At 44.8% G+C, this 15840-nt stretch carries 16 protein-coding genes and 2 tRNA genes; 17 read left to right on the top strand and 1 reads right to left on the bottom strand.

Annotated features, from left to right (window positions below):
* The first annotated feature begins 313 nt into the window (after positions 1–313).
* From GPL15_RS05070 to GPL15_RS05015, 12 genes are all read left to right on the top strand, one after another.
* On the top strand, positions 314–1624 hold the full coding sequence (locus GPL15_RS05070) for an AAA family ATPase (protein ID WP_215696615.1): 1311 nt from the start codon (positions 314–316) through the stop codon (positions 1622–1624).
* Positions 1621–2340, top strand: a complete 720-nt coding sequence (locus GPL15_RS05065; protein WP_215696613.1) for a retron system putative HNH endonuclease — start codon at positions 1621–1623, stop codon at positions 2338–2340. Before GPL15_RS05070 ends, GPL15_RS05065 begins: the two co-directional genes overlap by 4 nt.
* 126 nt (positions 2341–2466) lie before the next feature.
* A complete protein-coding gene (locus GPL15_RS05060) occupies positions 2467–4755 on the top strand; it encodes a DUF4962 domain-containing protein (RefSeq protein ID WP_215696611.1) in 2289 nt (762 codons plus the stop codon).
* Positions 4756–5006: 251 nt separating this feature from the next.
* A complete protein-coding gene (locus GPL15_RS05055; RefSeq protein WP_215696609.1) occupies positions 5007–5249 on the top strand; it encodes a hypothetical protein in 243 nt (80 codons plus the stop codon).
* A 384-nt stretch (positions 5250–5633) separates the two neighbouring features.
* On the top strand, positions 5634–5945 hold the full coding sequence (locus GPL15_RS05050) for a rhodanese-like domain-containing protein (RefSeq protein ID WP_215696607.1): 312 nt from the start codon (positions 5634–5636) through the stop codon (positions 5943–5945).
* Between the two features lie 100 nt (positions 5946–6045).
* Positions 6046–6588, top strand: a complete 543-nt coding sequence (gene yfcE / locus GPL15_RS05045; protein WP_215696605.1) for a phosphodiesterase — start codon at positions 6046–6048, stop codon at positions 6586–6588.
* Positions 6585–7757: a class I SAM-dependent RNA methyltransferase gene (locus tag GPL15_RS05040; protein ID WP_215696603.1), complete on the top strand. Its 1173-nt coding sequence runs from the start codon at positions 6585–6587 to the stop codon at positions 7755–7757. Before yfcE ends, GPL15_RS05040 begins: the two co-directional genes overlap by 4 nt.
* Positions 7741–9402: a lectin like domain-containing protein gene (locus tag GPL15_RS05035; RefSeq protein WP_252198105.1), complete on the top strand. Its 1662-nt coding sequence runs from the start codon at positions 7741–7743 to the stop codon at positions 9400–9402. The genes GPL15_RS05040 and GPL15_RS05035 overlap by 17 nt, the downstream gene beginning before the upstream one ends.
* 33 nt (positions 9403–9435) lie before the next feature.
* Positions 9436–10062, top strand: a complete 627-nt coding sequence (gene rdgB, locus GPL15_RS05030) for an RdgB/HAM1 family non-canonical purine NTP pyrophosphatase (protein ID WP_215696601.1) — start codon at positions 9436–9438, stop codon at positions 10060–10062.
* Positions 10043–10531 carry a metallophosphoesterase gene (locus GPL15_RS05025; RefSeq protein ID WP_215696599.1) on the top strand — a complete coding sequence of 163 codons (489 nt, stop codon included), beginning with the start codon at positions 10043–10045 and terminating at the stop codon, positions 10529–10531. The genes rdgB and GPL15_RS05025 overlap by 20 nt, the downstream gene beginning before the upstream one ends.
* Before the next feature lie 117 nt (positions 10532–10648).
* A tRNA-Pro gene (locus tag GPL15_RS05020) sits at positions 10649–10723 on the top strand.
* A gap of 22 nt (positions 10724–10745) precedes the next feature.
* A tRNA-Gly gene (locus GPL15_RS05015) sits at positions 10746–10816 on the top strand.
* 28 nt (positions 10817–10844) lie between these two features.
* On the opposite strand, the gene GPL15_RS05010 is transcribed toward GPL15_RS05015, so the two are convergent.
* Complete coding sequence (locus tag GPL15_RS05010) at positions 10845–11075, bottom strand: helix-turn-helix transcriptional regulator (RefSeq protein ID WP_215696597.1); 231 nt, start codon at positions 11073–11075, stop codon at positions 10845–10847.
* Positions 11076–11304: 229 nt separating this feature from the next.
* Between GPL15_RS05010 and GPL15_RS05005 the strand changes: the two genes are divergently transcribed.
* The 5 genes from GPL15_RS05005 to GPL15_RS04985 all read left to right on the top strand — a co-directional run bounded on the left by GPL15_RS05005 (position 11305) and on the right by GPL15_RS04985 (position 15836).
* Positions 11305–11463, top strand: a complete 159-nt coding sequence (locus tag GPL15_RS05005; RefSeq protein WP_215696596.1) for a hypothetical protein — start codon at positions 11305–11307, stop codon at positions 11461–11463.
* 123 nt (positions 11464–11586) lie between these two features.
* Positions 11587–12564 (top strand): SIS domain-containing protein, encoded by a 978-nt coding sequence (locus GPL15_RS05000; protein WP_215696594.1) that lies wholly within the window; start codon positions 11587–11589, stop codon positions 12562–12564.
* A 153-nt stretch (positions 12565–12717) separates the two neighbouring features.
* Positions 12718–14079 carry an extracellular solute-binding protein gene (locus GPL15_RS04995; protein WP_215696592.1) on the top strand — a complete coding sequence of 454 codons (1362 nt, stop codon included), beginning with the start codon at positions 12718–12720 and terminating at the stop codon, positions 14077–14079.
* A gap of 24 nt (positions 14080–14103) precedes the next feature.
* Positions 14104–14988: a sugar ABC transporter permease gene (locus GPL15_RS04990; protein ID WP_252198104.1), complete on the top strand. Its 885-nt coding sequence runs from the start codon at positions 14104–14106 to the stop codon at positions 14986–14988.
* Positions 14988–15836: a carbohydrate ABC transporter permease gene (locus GPL15_RS04985; RefSeq protein WP_215696588.1), complete on the top strand. Its 849-nt coding sequence runs from the start codon at positions 14988–14990 to the stop codon at positions 15834–15836. Before GPL15_RS04990 ends, GPL15_RS04985 begins: the two co-directional genes overlap by 1 nt.
* Positions 15837–15840 lie beyond the last annotated feature (4 nt).

Below are 15840 nucleotides of genomic sequence, written 5' to 3'. Positions count from 1 at the left end.
ATAAAATGAAGAATCGCCAGAACCGGCATTTACCGGAACTGGCGATTCTTCATTATGGAGTTATTTTACAGCCCCTTTTTTTGCTGATTATAGAAACAAGCATTTGACGGAGAAGATGAGTTGTCTGAACTACTGCATATTAGGTCGAATATTTTTAAAATGATGAACCGAAAGGAAGACATTCAGCATACTATTTGGTACAATAAGATAAAGCAGCTGGAGGCTGACAATGAAACAGGAAACGAAGGTATGATAAACAATTATGCAATATTCCAGGAAGCTTTGGCAAAAATAAAGTAGGGAGGTGATTTGTTTGTATCTAAAAAAACTAATTCTGCACAATTTTAAGTGCTTTGAAGATATTGATATAGATTTTGATAAAAAAATGACTGTCATAGTCGGTTCAAATGGTACAGGAAAAACAACTATTTTAGAAGGCGCAGCGATTGCAATCAGCACAATGTTTATGTCAATTGATGGTGCAGCCAGTAAAACAATTGACAAATTACAAGCACATTTGAAGGCATTTACTATGGGAAGCACCAGTGATGTTCAGTCTCAATATCCTGTAAATATAATAGCTGAAGCTGTTGAGGGCGAGGATATTATTCGTTGGGAACGAAGTTTGAATACTGCAAAAGGTACAACTACCTATGGTAAAGCCAAGGAAATGACTGATTTTTCCTACAAATGTATGGAACGTTTGCGTAATGGTGATAAGACATTAATCTTACCAGTACTTGCATATTATGGAACAAGTCGTCTTTGGGACTATCATCGCGAAAAACAAAATGATATTTTTGGAACCAGCAGCAGAACCAATGGTTATATAGACTGCGTTGATGGAACTGCTAATATCAAGCTGATGATGAACTGGTTTAAAAAGATGACAGTTCAAAAATATCAAAACCAGGAGCTGGGACTTGGAGCGATTCCTGAATTAGAAGCTGTTTTTGCGGCAATGGAAAGCTGCTATAAGAGAATTAAAAATTGCGATTATGTGAAAATACAGTATAATATGGGAACACAGGAGCTAGATGTAATTTACAAAGAGAACGATGGAAACATGATGCGAATTCCGATGAATCAGCTAAGTGATGGTTATAAGAGTACTATTAGCTTAGTAGCGGATATTGCTTACAGAATGGCTGTTTTGAATCCCCAGCTTTTAGAACGTGTTTGCGCAGAAACGGATGGTATTGTGCTGATTGATGAGGTGGATCTGCATTTGCACCCAGAATGGCAGCAGAGAATTTTAGGAGATTTAACTGCAATTTTCCCAAAAGTACAGTTTATTGTTACTACGCATGCTGTACCTGTTATTAGCTCTGCCAAAAGTGAAAATTTACGCATTTTAAAAAATTACCAGATTAAGATGGTTCACTCGCAGATTTTTGGTAATGACGCAAATTCGATCTATACTCAAATTATGGATGTTTCAGAACGCGATCCAGAGACCGCTGATTTGTTTCGGGAATTTGATAAACTCCTTGTTGCAAAGCAATTCAATGAAGCGGAAGAGAAATTAGACGTAATCGAAGAAAGACGAGGAGGACATGACAAGGAAGTAAGCAAAAACCGTGTCAAGTTAAAACTCGAAAGGATTCGTGGAGGTAATGTATGATTCCTATCAGAAAGAGTACAGAGCCTCCAGAGTTAACAAAATTGCGTAAAAATGCAATTGAAAAAGGACTTTCTCCGGATGATGCATATAAAACCTTGAAGGGAACTAAAAAGGAGAAGGTACGTAATAGCCTTCTTCATGAGCAGGGACAATTGTGCGCTTATTGTATGTGTAGGATCCCCCGTAACGATGTGGATGCAGATATTGCACCTATTGTGATAGAACATTATTTAGCGCGGAATCCTGTAGACGGACGAGATGTCGGTCAAGGTCTGGATTATAATAATCTTCTAGCTGTTTGTAATGGAAATAGAGCTGGAAAAGCAAAGAAGCATTCATTTGTTGATTTGACATGTGATGCACATCGTGGAAATACAGAGTTTCGAAAAATTAATCCATGTGACCCTGATACACTTACAAGTATCTTTTATACTATGGATGGAAAAATTGATTCCACAGATCCTGATGTAAAAATAGATCTTATTGATACGCTTAATTTGAATTGTGCATCATCGCCGCTTGTTTCTGAGAGAGAAGCATCACTGTCAGAATTACTTTTAGATATGGATTCCGTTGAAGAAAGTAATTTGACTGATTACTGCAAGAGCCGTCTGAGTGTTTTTCGAAGTGAGATTGATAACAAAACACCATATCAGGGGATTTTAATCTGGTATCTTCAGAGTATGCTAGATGCACTGAAGGCTATCACTGCTTAATAAAGATATACATAAATATTTACGTTTAATAATAATAAAACTAGAGGGAGTATTTGAGGAACAGATTATTAATGTAGTAAATGCAGTAAAACTAAAAATCACCATCAATTAAAATGAGGGAAAACGATGAATAAATTACCAGAAGTAAAAGAATCTCTGCTGACAATTAAATACAAACCAAACGGCGGAGCGGTGACGGAGAATCCGCCCCGCTTTATGTGGGTGCCATCCAGCGACGAAGATCTTCCTTATAAGATCCAGATTTCGGTTACGGAAACATTTGAACCGGAAAACACGGTCAGTGTGGGGAAGATACCGTATAATTTCTATACGCTGGATCATGTGCTGGAACCGGGGACATACTATTGGAGATATTCGCTGGATGTGGAGGAAGAGTACGGCTACAGTGCGGCCAGAAAATTTACGGTTCCTGACAACATACCGCAGACGCCTTTATTAAGCCGGGCGGACCGATATAAACATGCGGACCTGGGACATCCGAGAATCTGGCTGGGGCCGGACAGTCTGGAGGAATTTGGGGATAAAGTGAAGGAGAACCGGGATTATTGTGGATTCCGTTCCTTTTATGAGAAATCGGTGGCGCCGGTTATTGGAAAACCGCTGGAGAAGGAACCGGCGCCCTATCCGGGGAATAAGAGGGTGGTTTCTCTCTGGAGGGAGAATTATTCCATCTGCCAGAGGAACCTCTGCCATGTGAGGTCACTGGCTGCAGCGGGTCGGATTCTGAAGGATGGGGAGCTGATAAAACAGGCGAAGGAATGCCTTCTGGAACTGGCTGGCTGGGATACGGAGGGCACCACCAGCAGGAATTATAATGATGAGTGCGCGTTCCGTGTGGCTTATACCCTGGCATTTGGCTATGACTGGCTGTATGAGGAACTGACCGGAGCGGAGAAGAAAAAGGTATTCGACAGCCTGTTTGCCAGGACGAAAGAGGTGGCGAAACATATTATTTCTGATTCCAGGATCCATTTTTCCTTGTATGACAGCCATGCGGTCCGTTCCCTGTCTTCGGTGCTGACGCCCTGCTGTATCGCTATGCTGGGCGAGTGCGAAGAGGCGAAAGAATGGTTGGATTATACCATTGAGTATTTCAGCGTGATTTATACTCCCTGGGGAGGCATGGACGGAGGCTGGGCGGAAGGGCCCCTTTACTGGACCACGGGAATGGCCTTTGTCATCGAAGCGTTAAACACCATAAAAAGTTTTCTGGGAATTGACCTGTACCAGAGGCCGTTTTTCAGGAAGACCGGGGATTTCCCGCTGTACTGCAACCCGGTGGACACCAGAAGGGCCTGTTTCAGCGACCAGTCCAATCTGGGGAAATATCCGGGGCACAAAACGGCGTTCAATATCAGACAGTTTGCCGGAACCACGGGAAATGCCGACTATCAGTGGTATTATGAACAGGTATTTGCCAGGGAGCCTGAGATTGACCCGGACTTTTTCAACAGCGGCTGGTGGGATTTTGATTTCGACGATATGGTTTACCGCCATGATTACCGGGATACGGATCTGATTCAGCAAAAAGAAGCCCCGGTGGTCAAATGGTTCCGGGATATCGGCTGGGTCGCGGTCAATCAAAATTTAAAGGATTTTGACAATCACATTTTCTTTTTGACTAAAAGCAGTCCTTACGGATGTGTCAGCCACAGCCATGGAGACCAGAATTCCTTCCTGCTTCATGCCTATGGGGAGCCGCTGATCATACGGAGCGGCCATTATATCGGATTTAATACTTCAATGCACAGAGACTGGAGGAAACAGACGCGTTCCCACAACAATATCTTAATCAACGGCATGGGACAGTATGCGGGAATGGACAAAGCCCTTCAGCTAAAGGCTTCCGGCCGGGTTTTGGCGGTTGAGGAGAGGCCGGACTGCATCTATATAAAGGAAGAGGCCACTCAGGCATATCTGGAACATGTGCCGGATTTGACCCAGTATACGAGGGAAATTTACTTTGTGGACGGGGCTTATTTCATCCTGGTGGATTCTGTGGTTACGGAAAATCCTTCTTATCTGGACTGGAGAATCCACAGCCTGAGGGAATTTGGGATACACAATGAAAAATTTTCCATTTGTGGTGAAAAAGCGGAGCTCAGCGGAAAATTCGTCTACTGTTCCGGCGGAATTGAAGATATTTCCCAGGGAGAGGGATTTGACGGCGTAGATCCTAAGGAAACGGAAGGGCTGGAAACCCACTGGCATCTGGATATGAGAACCGGGAAAGCGAAGAACCATATGATCGTGACCCTGCTGGTTCCGTGGAAGAAGCAGGAGAAGCAGATTGTAAATGCCATTAAAGACGACCAGGGGCATGATGTGTATTTCTATTTCGGCCACGACGGGAATACATTTTCGCTGAAAGTGGATGGGAATAAACGGTATTAGAATGCCGGATTTACATAGCTGGATATAAAAGGAAGAAAACGCCTGGTAGGGGAGCTACCGGACGTTTTCTTGAGGGGAGTATAAATAATTAATAAGGTTGAAGAAATGGTTTTAAGGGAAACCAGATTTCTTCCAATATAATTATAATATAGCGCTTTTGAAAAAGCAAATAAAAAGAATATTTTTTAAAATTTTAGGCATACTACTCCTGTAACAAAATAAATCGATATGAAACCAGGAGGTATGTAACGATGGCAAACAAAAATTATAGCGACATGGACAATTCTAACTCAAGAAACTACAGCAGCAACAGCAGCCAGAACAACAATCAGAACAACAGCCAGAACAGCAGCAGAAACAACAGCCAGAACAACAGCCAGAACAACAGCCAGAACAGCAGCAGAAACAACAGCCAGAACAGCAGCAGAAACAACAGCCAGAATAACAGCCAGAACAGCAGCAGAAACAATAGCCAGAACAATTCCAACTGCTAATTATTTCCTTTAAGGCTGTAGCGCTGGAGCCGTCACTTTAACAAGTGGCGGCTTTTTACATATAATATTATTAGAAAGGACAGGTGATCGTGTGAAAATTAGTCCCAGGGGCTTATTTTACACATCCAAATTTGTGTCGGAGCCACAAACTTGAACCGCAGCTTGGAATCTGAGATTTTAAAGCGCGTGCCTGTGCAGCATAAAATATGCGTAACGCAGCATTTTCACAGTGCAGCATTTTCACAGTGCAGCATTTTTGCAGTGCAGCATTTTCGCAGTGCAGCATTTTCGTAATGCAATACATGCGTAATGCAATATATGCGTAATGCAATATATGCGTAATGCAATATTTGCGTAAAGAATGCTCCGGAATGGAGGATTAATATGTCATTTCCTACAATTACATTGGATGAGCTGGAATATTATCTTGACCAGGGAAGAGATATGACGGTGGTCGATTTAAGAAACCGCGCTTCCTATCAAATGGGCCATATTAAAGGGGCGGTCAATATTCCCTTTAATGAAATAGATTACAATCTGGATCGTTTACCCAGGGATAAGATGCTGGTTTTATACTGTTCAAGGGGCGGACAAAGCCTCCGGGCCAGCCGTTATTTGAGCACAATGGGCTATCAGCCCGTTAATGTGGCCAATGGAATTACCTATTATAGAGGAAAATATCTGGAACGGATGTAGAACTTCATTGACAGATGATAGGCAAAAGCTTTAAAATACTGTTATAAATGACGCAGATGCGGATGTAAATCCGCATCTGGCAATAGAATGGAGAGAACTTATGAAATATTTATTTGCGTCAGATATCCATGGATCCGCTTATTACTGTAAGAAAGTTTTGGATGTATATAAAAACTCCGGGGCACAGCGGCTGATTCTGCTGGGAGATATTCTCTATCATGGCCCCCGCAATGAACTTCCCAAGGATTATAATCCCAAGGAAGTTTTTGCCATGCTCAATGAATTAAAGGATGAGATTTATGCGATCCGGGGCAACTGTGATTCTGAGGTGGATCAGATGGTGCTGGAATTTCCGATGATGGCGGATTATGCGCTGTTGGCATTGAACGGGAAGACATTTTATGCCACCCATGGACATGTGTTCCACGAGGACAACCTTCCGCCGCTTCAGGCCGGGGACATTTTGATTCACGGACATACCCATCTTCCGGTTGCTGAGAAAAAGGGAGAGATTTATATCCTGAATCCTGGCTCCACTTCTCTTCCCAAGGAAGGAAATCCCAACAGCTATGCGGTGCTGGAGGAGAATGTGTTTAAAATTCTGACATTTGAAGGCGAAGTCCTGAAGGAAATAACATTATGAGAAAATTTGAGTTGATAGCTCCTTGCCATTTCGGATTAGAAGCGGTTTTAAAAAAGGAGATTGTAGATCTGGGATATGAGATCACCCAGGTGGAAAATGGAAGGGTGACATTTGAAGGGGATGCGGATGCTGTCGCCAGGGCTAATATTTTCCTGAGAACGGCGGAGAGGGTGCTTTTAAAAGTGGGCAGTTTCCGTGCGGAGACATTTGAGGATCTGTTCCAGGGGACCAAGGCGGTACCGTGGGAAGAATATATTCCAAAGGACGGTAAATTCTGGGTTGCCAAGGCTTCGTCCATTCAGAGCAAGCTGTTCAGCCCTTCTGATATCCAGTCCATCATGAAGAAGGCCATGGTGGAACGGTTAAGGCGGGAGTATGAGATGGACTGGTTTCCGGAAAATGGAAGCAGTTTCCCGCTGAGGGTCTTTCTGTATAAGGATCAGGTTACCATCGGAATCGACACGACGGGAGAATCCCTTCACAAACGAGGCTATAGGACCCTTACCAGCAAAGCGCCGATTACGGAGACGCTGGCCGCGGCCCTCATTATGCTGACGCCTTGGAATAAGGACAGGATTTTAGTGGATCCGTTCTGCGGAAGCGGGACATTTCCCATAGAAGCGGCTATGATGGCGGCCAATATTGCGCCGGGCATGAACCGCAGCTTTTTGTCTGAGGACTGGAAAGAGCTGGTGCCGAGGAAATACTGGTATGGTGCGATGGATGATGCCAATGAAGCGGTGAATATGGATATTTCGGTGGACATCCAGGGATATGATGTGGATGGCGATATTATCAAAGCGGCTAGGGCAAATGCGGAGGCGGCAGGGGTGGATCATCTGATTCATTTCCAGCAGAGGCCGGTCAGCGCCCTGAGCCATCCGAAGAAATATGGATTTATCATTACAAACCCGCCTTATGGGGAGCGGATTGAAGAAAAAGAGAACCTTCCGGCCTTGTATTCGGAGATCGGGGAGAGGTTTCGGGCGTTGGATTCCTGGTCTGCCTGCCTGATTACTGCTTATGAGGATGCTGAGAAGTACATTGGAAGAAAAGCGGACAGAAACCGTAAGATCTATAACGGGATGATGAAGACGTATTTTTATCAGTTTATGGGGCCAAGACCCCCGAAAAGAAAAGTAGGAGAATCAGTTGAAACGCAAAATTAGATATCTGATTATAATAGGATTGCTGCTGATTCTTACCTGTATCCAGAGAGTTGAGTTTTTTTATTCTGAGGCGGTGGTGGAAGGACTTACGAAATCCATCCCGCCAGTTGAGTGGAAAAAGGTGGTAGCGGATAGTGTGAATTCCAAGCCGGTCATTCTGATGGTAGACGGCAAGCAGGTTGATACAGGACGTGACCGCCTATATATGGATTCCGATAGTATGGAAATTATGATGCCGGTGTCAATGGTGACAAAGGCATTTTCCTGTGCAGAAAATTATTATGATAATTCAAGGCTGGTATTGGAAAAGAATGCCTTCCGCGTGGAACTGGAAGAATCGGTAGCGGACCGCGGCGGCAGGCTGTATATTCCTCTCAGGGACATTGAAGAGGGGCTGGGATATACGATGGACTGGGATATCGGGGCGAATACGGTGACTATGACCAATAAGAATCCGGACATGAGAACTCTGCCCTATGCGTATGATTACCGGAAGGAAGGCCGGGTTCCGGCAGTGAAAAACCAGGGTTCCCTCGGGACCTGCTGGTCTTTCGCGTCCCTCACGGCATTGGAAACGGTTTTGATGCCGGAAGAGCCTTTGGATTTTTCGGAAGATCACATGTCCATCAATAACAGCTTCCATCTGACCCAGAATGACGGAGGGGAGTACACCATGTCCATGGCCTATCTGCTGGCCTGGCAGGGGCCGGTGCTGGAAGAGGACGACCCCTATGGGGACGGAAAGTCTCCCGATGATTTGGAACCGGTTAAGCATGTGCAGGAAATCCAGATTCTGCCCAGCAAGGATTATGAAAAGATTAAAGAAGCCGTCTATTTGTATGGCGGCGTCCAGAGTTCGCTTTATACTTCGCTTAAAAACTATAAGAGCCGTTCTGTGTATTACAATCAGGAGAATAACGCTTACTGTTATATCGGACCGGAAAAGCCGAATCACGATTCCGTGATAATCGGCTGGGATGATAATTATCCTAAGGAGAATTTCAATATGGATCTGGAAGGGGACGGGGCGTTTATCTGTGTGAACAGCTGGGGGCAGGAATTTGGGGATGAAGGATATTTTTACGTATCTTATTATGACACCAATATCGGTATTCATAATATCCTTTATACCAGGGTTGAAGATACGGATAATTACGACCACATTTACCAGACGGACCTGTGCGGCTGGATCGGCCAACTGGGATACGGGGAAGAAACAGCTTATTTTGCCAATGTATATAAGGCCGGAGATGGAGAGAATTTAAGGGCGGCGGGCTTTTATGCCACGGGCGCTGATACTGATTATGAAGTCTATGTTGCACGGAATCTGGATGAAAGCCGGGATTTTTCTAAAAGGGCTCTGGCAGCAAAGGGAAACTTTGCAAACAGCGGATATTATACGGTGGATTTTGACCGGGATATTGAACTGGAGGACGGGGAAGAATATGCTGTGATTGTGAAGATCACCACTCCCGGATCGGTTCATCCGGTGGCCATCGAATATGACGCCGAGGACAATAAGGCCCAGGTGGATATAACCGACGGCGAAGGATACATCAGCCTGAAAGGGACGGTTTGGGAGCGGAGCGAAGAGAAACAGAGCTGTAATTTGTGCCTGAAAGCATATACGGTGGACCGGGAATAACCTGAGGTTCATGGAAATGGATGGAGGAACATGATGAAACATAGAATTATATTTGCTACGGGAAATGAAGGTAAGATGAGGGAGATCCGTTTGATTCTGGCGGACCTGGGATTGGAGATCCTGTCTATGAAAGATGCCGGAGTGGATCTTGATATTGTGGAAGATGGGATGACATTTGGGGAAAATGCTGAAATAAAGGCCAAAGCAGTCTGGGAGCAGACCGGGGACATCGTTCTGGCCGACGATTCCGGCCTGGTAGTGGATTACATCGGCGGAGAGCCGGGGATCTATTCGGCCCGCTACATGGGAGAGGACACTTCCTATGATATTAAAAACAACAATATCATCAGCCGTCTGGCGGATGCCAAAGGGCAGGAGCGGAGCGCCCGTTTTGTCTGTAACATTGCGGCAGTCCTGCCGGACGGACAGGTGGTTCATACGGAAGAATATATGGAAGGGCTGATCGCCGATGAACCGGCCGGCAGTGAGGGCTTCGGTTATGATCCGATTCTTTACATACCTGAATTCGGTCTGACCTCCGCCCAGTTAAGCATAGAGCAGAAGAACAAGATCAGCCACAGGGGAAAAGCCCTGGAAGCCATGAAAGAACGCTTAAATGCAGTGTTAGGGGGAGAAGCGGATGAAAATACTGATTGTTAGTGATACGCACCGGCGGGATGAGAATCTGAAAACAGTGCTTGAAAAGACAGCTCCGATTGATATGCTGATCCATCTGGGCGATGTGGAAGGCAGCGAAGAAAAGATCGCAGGCTGGGTGAATGAAGGCTGTCTCCTGGAAATGGTGGCGGGAAACAATGACTTTTTTTCCGCTCTGGACCGGGAAAAGGAGATTACAATCGGAAAATACCACGTGATGCTGACCCATGGGCACTACTATAATGTATCTCTGGGGCCGGATCATCTGTTTGAAGAGGCCGAGGTGCGGAAGATGGATATCGCCATGTTCGGGCATACCCACAGGCCTTATATGGAGGTGCGCGGGGGGATTACGGTATTGAATCCGGGAAGCCTTTCTTATCCGAGGCAGGATGGGAGAAAGCCTTCTTATGCGGTGATGGAGATTGACAGGTATGGGGAGGCGCATTTTACGTTTAATTATCTGAATTAACGTAATATCTAATTAAATAAAAAAATAGTTGACAATGCATAACCTATAGTATATAATCATTTATGCGTTGTGAAACGGTGTCGGAAAACGAAGCGTGAGCAATGTTTTTCGTCAGATCGGGGTGTGGCTCAGTTTGGCTAGAGTACCTGGTTTGGGACCAGGGGGTCGCAGGTTCGAATCCTGTCACCCCGATTAACAATTTCATATCCTTTATGCGGGTGTAGTTCAATGGTAGAACACTAGCCTTCCAAGCTAGATACGTGGGTTCGATTCCCATCACCCGCTTTTTCTTTTGGTCAAAGTCCTTGATAGTTCAAGGGCTTTTTGTTTTAGGATAAGGTTCTTTGCTGTCCGTGCGTCCGAGTATATAATCCGTTGATACATGATAGAAACCGGCCAGCCGGCATAATGTATCCAAAGGGATTTGTCTTGTGCCATTCTCATAATGGCTGCAGGTGCGCTGGCTTATATTGAGTTGATAAGCTGCATACTTTTTCGTAAAATCATGGTTCTCTCTTAATTCTTCAATCCGTATAAATTTCATATCTCACCTCGATTGAATTATTATATGACAGCCCAATTTGTTCTATTGCGATTTAGAACATATTGGACTGAAATAACTGTAATGGAGATAAATAGGGTGAAAATAATCCTGATGGCTTATTTTTTATCCCCAAATTTGTGTGGGAGACACAAATGTGAATCGAAGCCGAGAATCTGAAATTCTCAGCGCGCGCCTTCGCAAAAAACTGCTCCGGCATGGAGGAATTAATATGAAAGATAGTTATGAAAATTTGCTAAAAGAATGGAAGGAATTTAAGAAAACACATATAAAAGTCCGCAATGAGAAGATGTTTAAATGGTTTAATGAAAAAGGGCTTAAAATATTGCAGGAATATAAGGCATTTTATACAGTTTTTTATCTGTTTTAATAATTTAGTTGGTAAAAATATGAAAAAAGTGTTGACATATAACTCGTCATAGGTTATTATATAAATACATCATATAACGTTATATAACAACATATAATAATATTTCTAAATGGAGGAGTAATTATGAGACAAGAACACATTGACCAGATCAAGACAGCGGTCGCAGCGGTAGCAGCAAAAAAGAATCTGAACCATTTTTATTTTGTGGCATGCGGCGGCTCACAGGCGTTTATGATGCCGGCACAGTATATCTTTGACAGAGAGATCGAGATTCCGGCCAGCATCTATTCTTCAAACGAGTTCGTACATAGGGCGCCTAAGGCTCTTGGCCCTGATTCAGTTGTAATCACATGTTCCCATTCCGGAAACACACCGGAAACCGTTAAGGCAACGGAAGTTGCAAGAGAACTGGGAGCTACCACAATAGCGTTATCCAATCTGGTTGATTCTCCATTATGGAAAGCGGCTGAATACCCGATTCACTATGACTGGGGCAAAGAGGCGGATGCCAGCGACCTGAACAAAGCAGTTCTGTATTCCCTTCTTTTCCACATTTTAAATGCGGTTAACCCAAGTGAGAAATATGAAAAGGGAATTGCATCCGTAGCTAATTTGAACGACGTGATTGAAAAAGCAAAAGCTCAGTATGCCGATACCATTAAAGAGTGGGGCAGAAAATATAAGAGAGAAGAGCTGATCTACACCATGGGAAGCGGCGCTAACTATGGAGAGGCTTATTCCTTCGCAATCTGCCTGTTAATGGAGATGCAGTGGATCCATTCAAGCGCGATCCATTCCGGCGAATACTTCCACGGACCATTTGAAGTGACGGATTTTGACGTTCCGTTTATTATCATCAAAGGAATCGGCGCAACCAGACCGTTGGATGAGAGGGCTTATAATTTCTGCCAGAAGTACTCAGAGAAGATCATGCTGGTGGATGCGGAAACATTTGATATGACCGGTATTGACGAAGAGGTAAGAGAGTACTTTGCTCCGCTTTTGGCAGGTGCTGTCCTTCGATCCCTGGCTGATGCCTTCGCATATGAAAGAGGACATGATTTAAGCGTTCGCCGTTATATGTGGAGAATGGAATATTAATTTCTATAAGAATGGGACGACGGAGTTCTGGCAGAGTGGGGGCTTGAATTCCGTCGTTTTGCATTATATTGGATCGCGCGCCCCAGAGAATAAAGAGTTTTTGCAGGCAGCGCGCAGTAAATGAAATTCGTGGTGAAAAAGGAGGAACATATTATGAGACACAGCATTAAAAGAATGGCGGCATTATCCATAGCGGCAGTGATGGGGCTTTCCCTGGCGGCCTGCGGCGGCGGTTCCGGTTCCGGGAGCCAGACCCAGGCGGGAAGTGAGCAGAAAAGCGATCAGAAGACAGAAGCAGCGGCCTCCAAAGACGGCGGCAGCGGTGATAAAGTGGTAATTAATTTCTTCCACCGTTGGCCGAATGATCCTAAGAACACCATGTTCAAAGGATTAGTGGAAGAATATATGGCGGAAAATCCCAATGTGACCATTAACATGGACTGCATTTTAAATGACCAGTATAAAGAGAAGATCCGTATGGTTGTGAGCACCGATGAGGTTCCTGATGTATTTTCATCATGGTCCGGCACGTTTGCGCAGGAAATGATCGCTTCCGGCAATGTCATGTCCCTGAATGAAGTCTATGAAGAGGACAGTGAATGGGCATCCAAGATCGCTGCGGCCAGCGTGGAAGGATTTACCTTCGACGGCCAGACTTACGGCATTCCGTGGTCCCAGGACGGCAAGGTATTCTATTATAATAAGAAGATTTTCGCGGATAACAATATAACAATCCCTAAGACATGGAACGAATTTATCGCTGTTTTGGATCAGTTAAAGGCAGCAGGATACGAAACTCCTGTAGTGGAAGGGCTGGCAGACAACTGGGCAATCCTTCACTACCTGGGAACCATGAACCAGAGAATGGTGGATCCGGAAGTGTTAGCGAAGGATTATGACGCGGCAACCGGTGAATTTACAGATCCTGCATATGTGGAAGTTCTAAAGAAATGGCAGCAGCTGACCTCATACATGGGCGAGACCTGTGTGGCTATCGACCATGAAACAGCCAGAAATACATATTTTGCTGCAGGTGAAGCTCCGATTATGTACCTTCAGTTCGCTGAGATTCCAATGCTTGAAAAATCCATTCCTGAAGATTTTGAATACGGATTCTTCAATTTCCCTGCTTTTGAAGAAGGAAAAGGTGATGCGGATGGCTTGACCGGAGCGCCGGAAGGCTTTATGATCAGTAATAAAGCAAAAAATCCGGAAGAGTGCGTGAAATTCTTAAAATGGCTTGTGAGCAAAAAAGGCGGAGAAGCCCTTACCACACAGTGCGGAGATATTTCCAGCGTGGACGGAGCTGTGGATGAAACCAACGCCCTGCCTTCACAGTTAGAAGCTATGGATATTATTAAATCAGCTTCCACTTTAGTACCATGGTTTGACAATGCTTGTGACGCATCCGTCTACACCGTATACGGACAGGGAGCCCAGGCGATTGCAACCGGCGACGAAACACCGGAAAGCGTAATGGAACAGGTAAAGGAAGCAGCCGCCTCTTTACACTAAACACAAGGAATGGGATGGTTCATTTTGAGAAAGAAAAGAAATATGGAAGCATTGGCTTTCGTGATACCAAGTGTTCTGATTTTGGGATTATTCGTTTACTTCCCGCTGATTAAGAATATAATTTACAGCTTCCAGTCCTTTACCCTGTCATCCACAGTGAAAGAATGGGTGGGCCTGGAGAACTACAGACATCTGTTTTCGGATAAAATCATACTGACCTGTTTGAAGAACAATATTCTTTATGCGTTAATCTCCATTGTGATCCAGGTTGGATTTGGTTTGGTGCTGGCTGCGGTATTGGAGGATGTGGCATTCCACCGCTTTGCGCCGGTGCTGCGCAGCATTTACTTTATACCTACTGTGATTTCCATGACTGTAGTATGCCTGTTGTTCGAATTTGTTTACAATCCGCAGATGGGACTTTTAAACAGCTTCCTGCAGGCGGTTGGTTTGGATGATCTGACGAGGATATGGCTGGGAAGTAAAAAGACGGCGATGTATGCGATTATCGCGGTTTCCCAATGGCAGAGTACCGGTTACGTAACCATGCTGTTCATTGTCGCCATCCAGAAAATTCCCAGAGATTTATATGAAGCGGCCGAAGTGGACGGAGCCGGAAAGATCAAGCGTTTCTTCTACATCACAGTGCCGCAGGTGAAACAGATGTTTTTTGTAACCATGATTTTAACGGTGGTCGGAGCTTTTACCGTATTCAACGAGCCCTATATCCTGACCGGCGGAGGGCCGGGTACGGCTACCATGGTATTGTCATTACATATGTACCAGACCGGATTCGTTAAGAACAACATGGGCTATGCATCCACCATTGCAATGCTGATATTTGTCATCACAGCGGTGCTGTCTTCCGTACAGTTCTTCAGCTATGGAACGGAAAAGGAGGATCGGTAATGAAAAAGGGATTTGCTAAAAAAAGAAGAGTATATGGGCCATGGGAAATCCTTTGGATGGTAATTCTCCTGGGCCTGGCCATATTGATTATCTATCCTATGTTCTGGATACTGATGTCTTCTTTTAAAGATTATCAGGGAATCTATGGCGATGTATGGGGATTTCCGGATATCTGGCATATTGAAAATTATGCGACCGCGTGGAATAAAGGTATTTCCCAGTATTTTGTCAACAGTACCATCGTAACTTTGGTTACGCTGGCAGGCGTAGTGTTTGTAGCCAGCTTTTCAGCCTTCGGCATCTGCCAGCTGAGAGGCAGGCTGGGCAACGCCCTGTTCCTTTTCTGCATGTGCGGTATCCTGCTCTCTCCCCAGGTCTGCCTGCTTCCGCTGTTTATGCTGTTAAAGTCTTTGAAGATTAAAAATACCCTTTGGGCGATGATTCTGCCGTACATTGCGTTCCGCCTTCCGGTATCCATTATGCTGATCCGTTCGTTCTTTGTGGGCATTTCCAAGGAACTGGAAGAGGCGGCTACCATTGACGGGGCCACCCTGATGCAGATTTACAGGCACATTTACCTTCCGTTATCCAAGCCCATACTTTCAACGGTAGTGATTATGACAGCCTATTATGCGTGGAATGAATTCGTATTTGCCACCATATTCGTGGACAGTTCGAAGCTGCGTACCATACCGGTTGGCCTTATGACTTTCAGGGACGGCCTTATGACGGAATGGGGCGTGGTATTGGCCGGAATGGTGATCGCCTGTCTTCCGATTGTTACGTTGTTCATTATAATGCAGAAGAGCTTTGTGCGGGGCATGACTGCAGGAGCTGTGAAAGGATAGGATG

It is taken from the genome of Clostridium sp. MCC353 (genome assembly GCF_018785315.1).
Taxonomy (GTDB): domain Bacteria; phylum Bacillota; class Clostridia; order Lachnospirales; family Lachnospiraceae; genus CHH4-2.
Note: the sequence above shows the minus strand (reverse complement) of the source record. Positions and strands in the feature narration are given on the sequence as shown.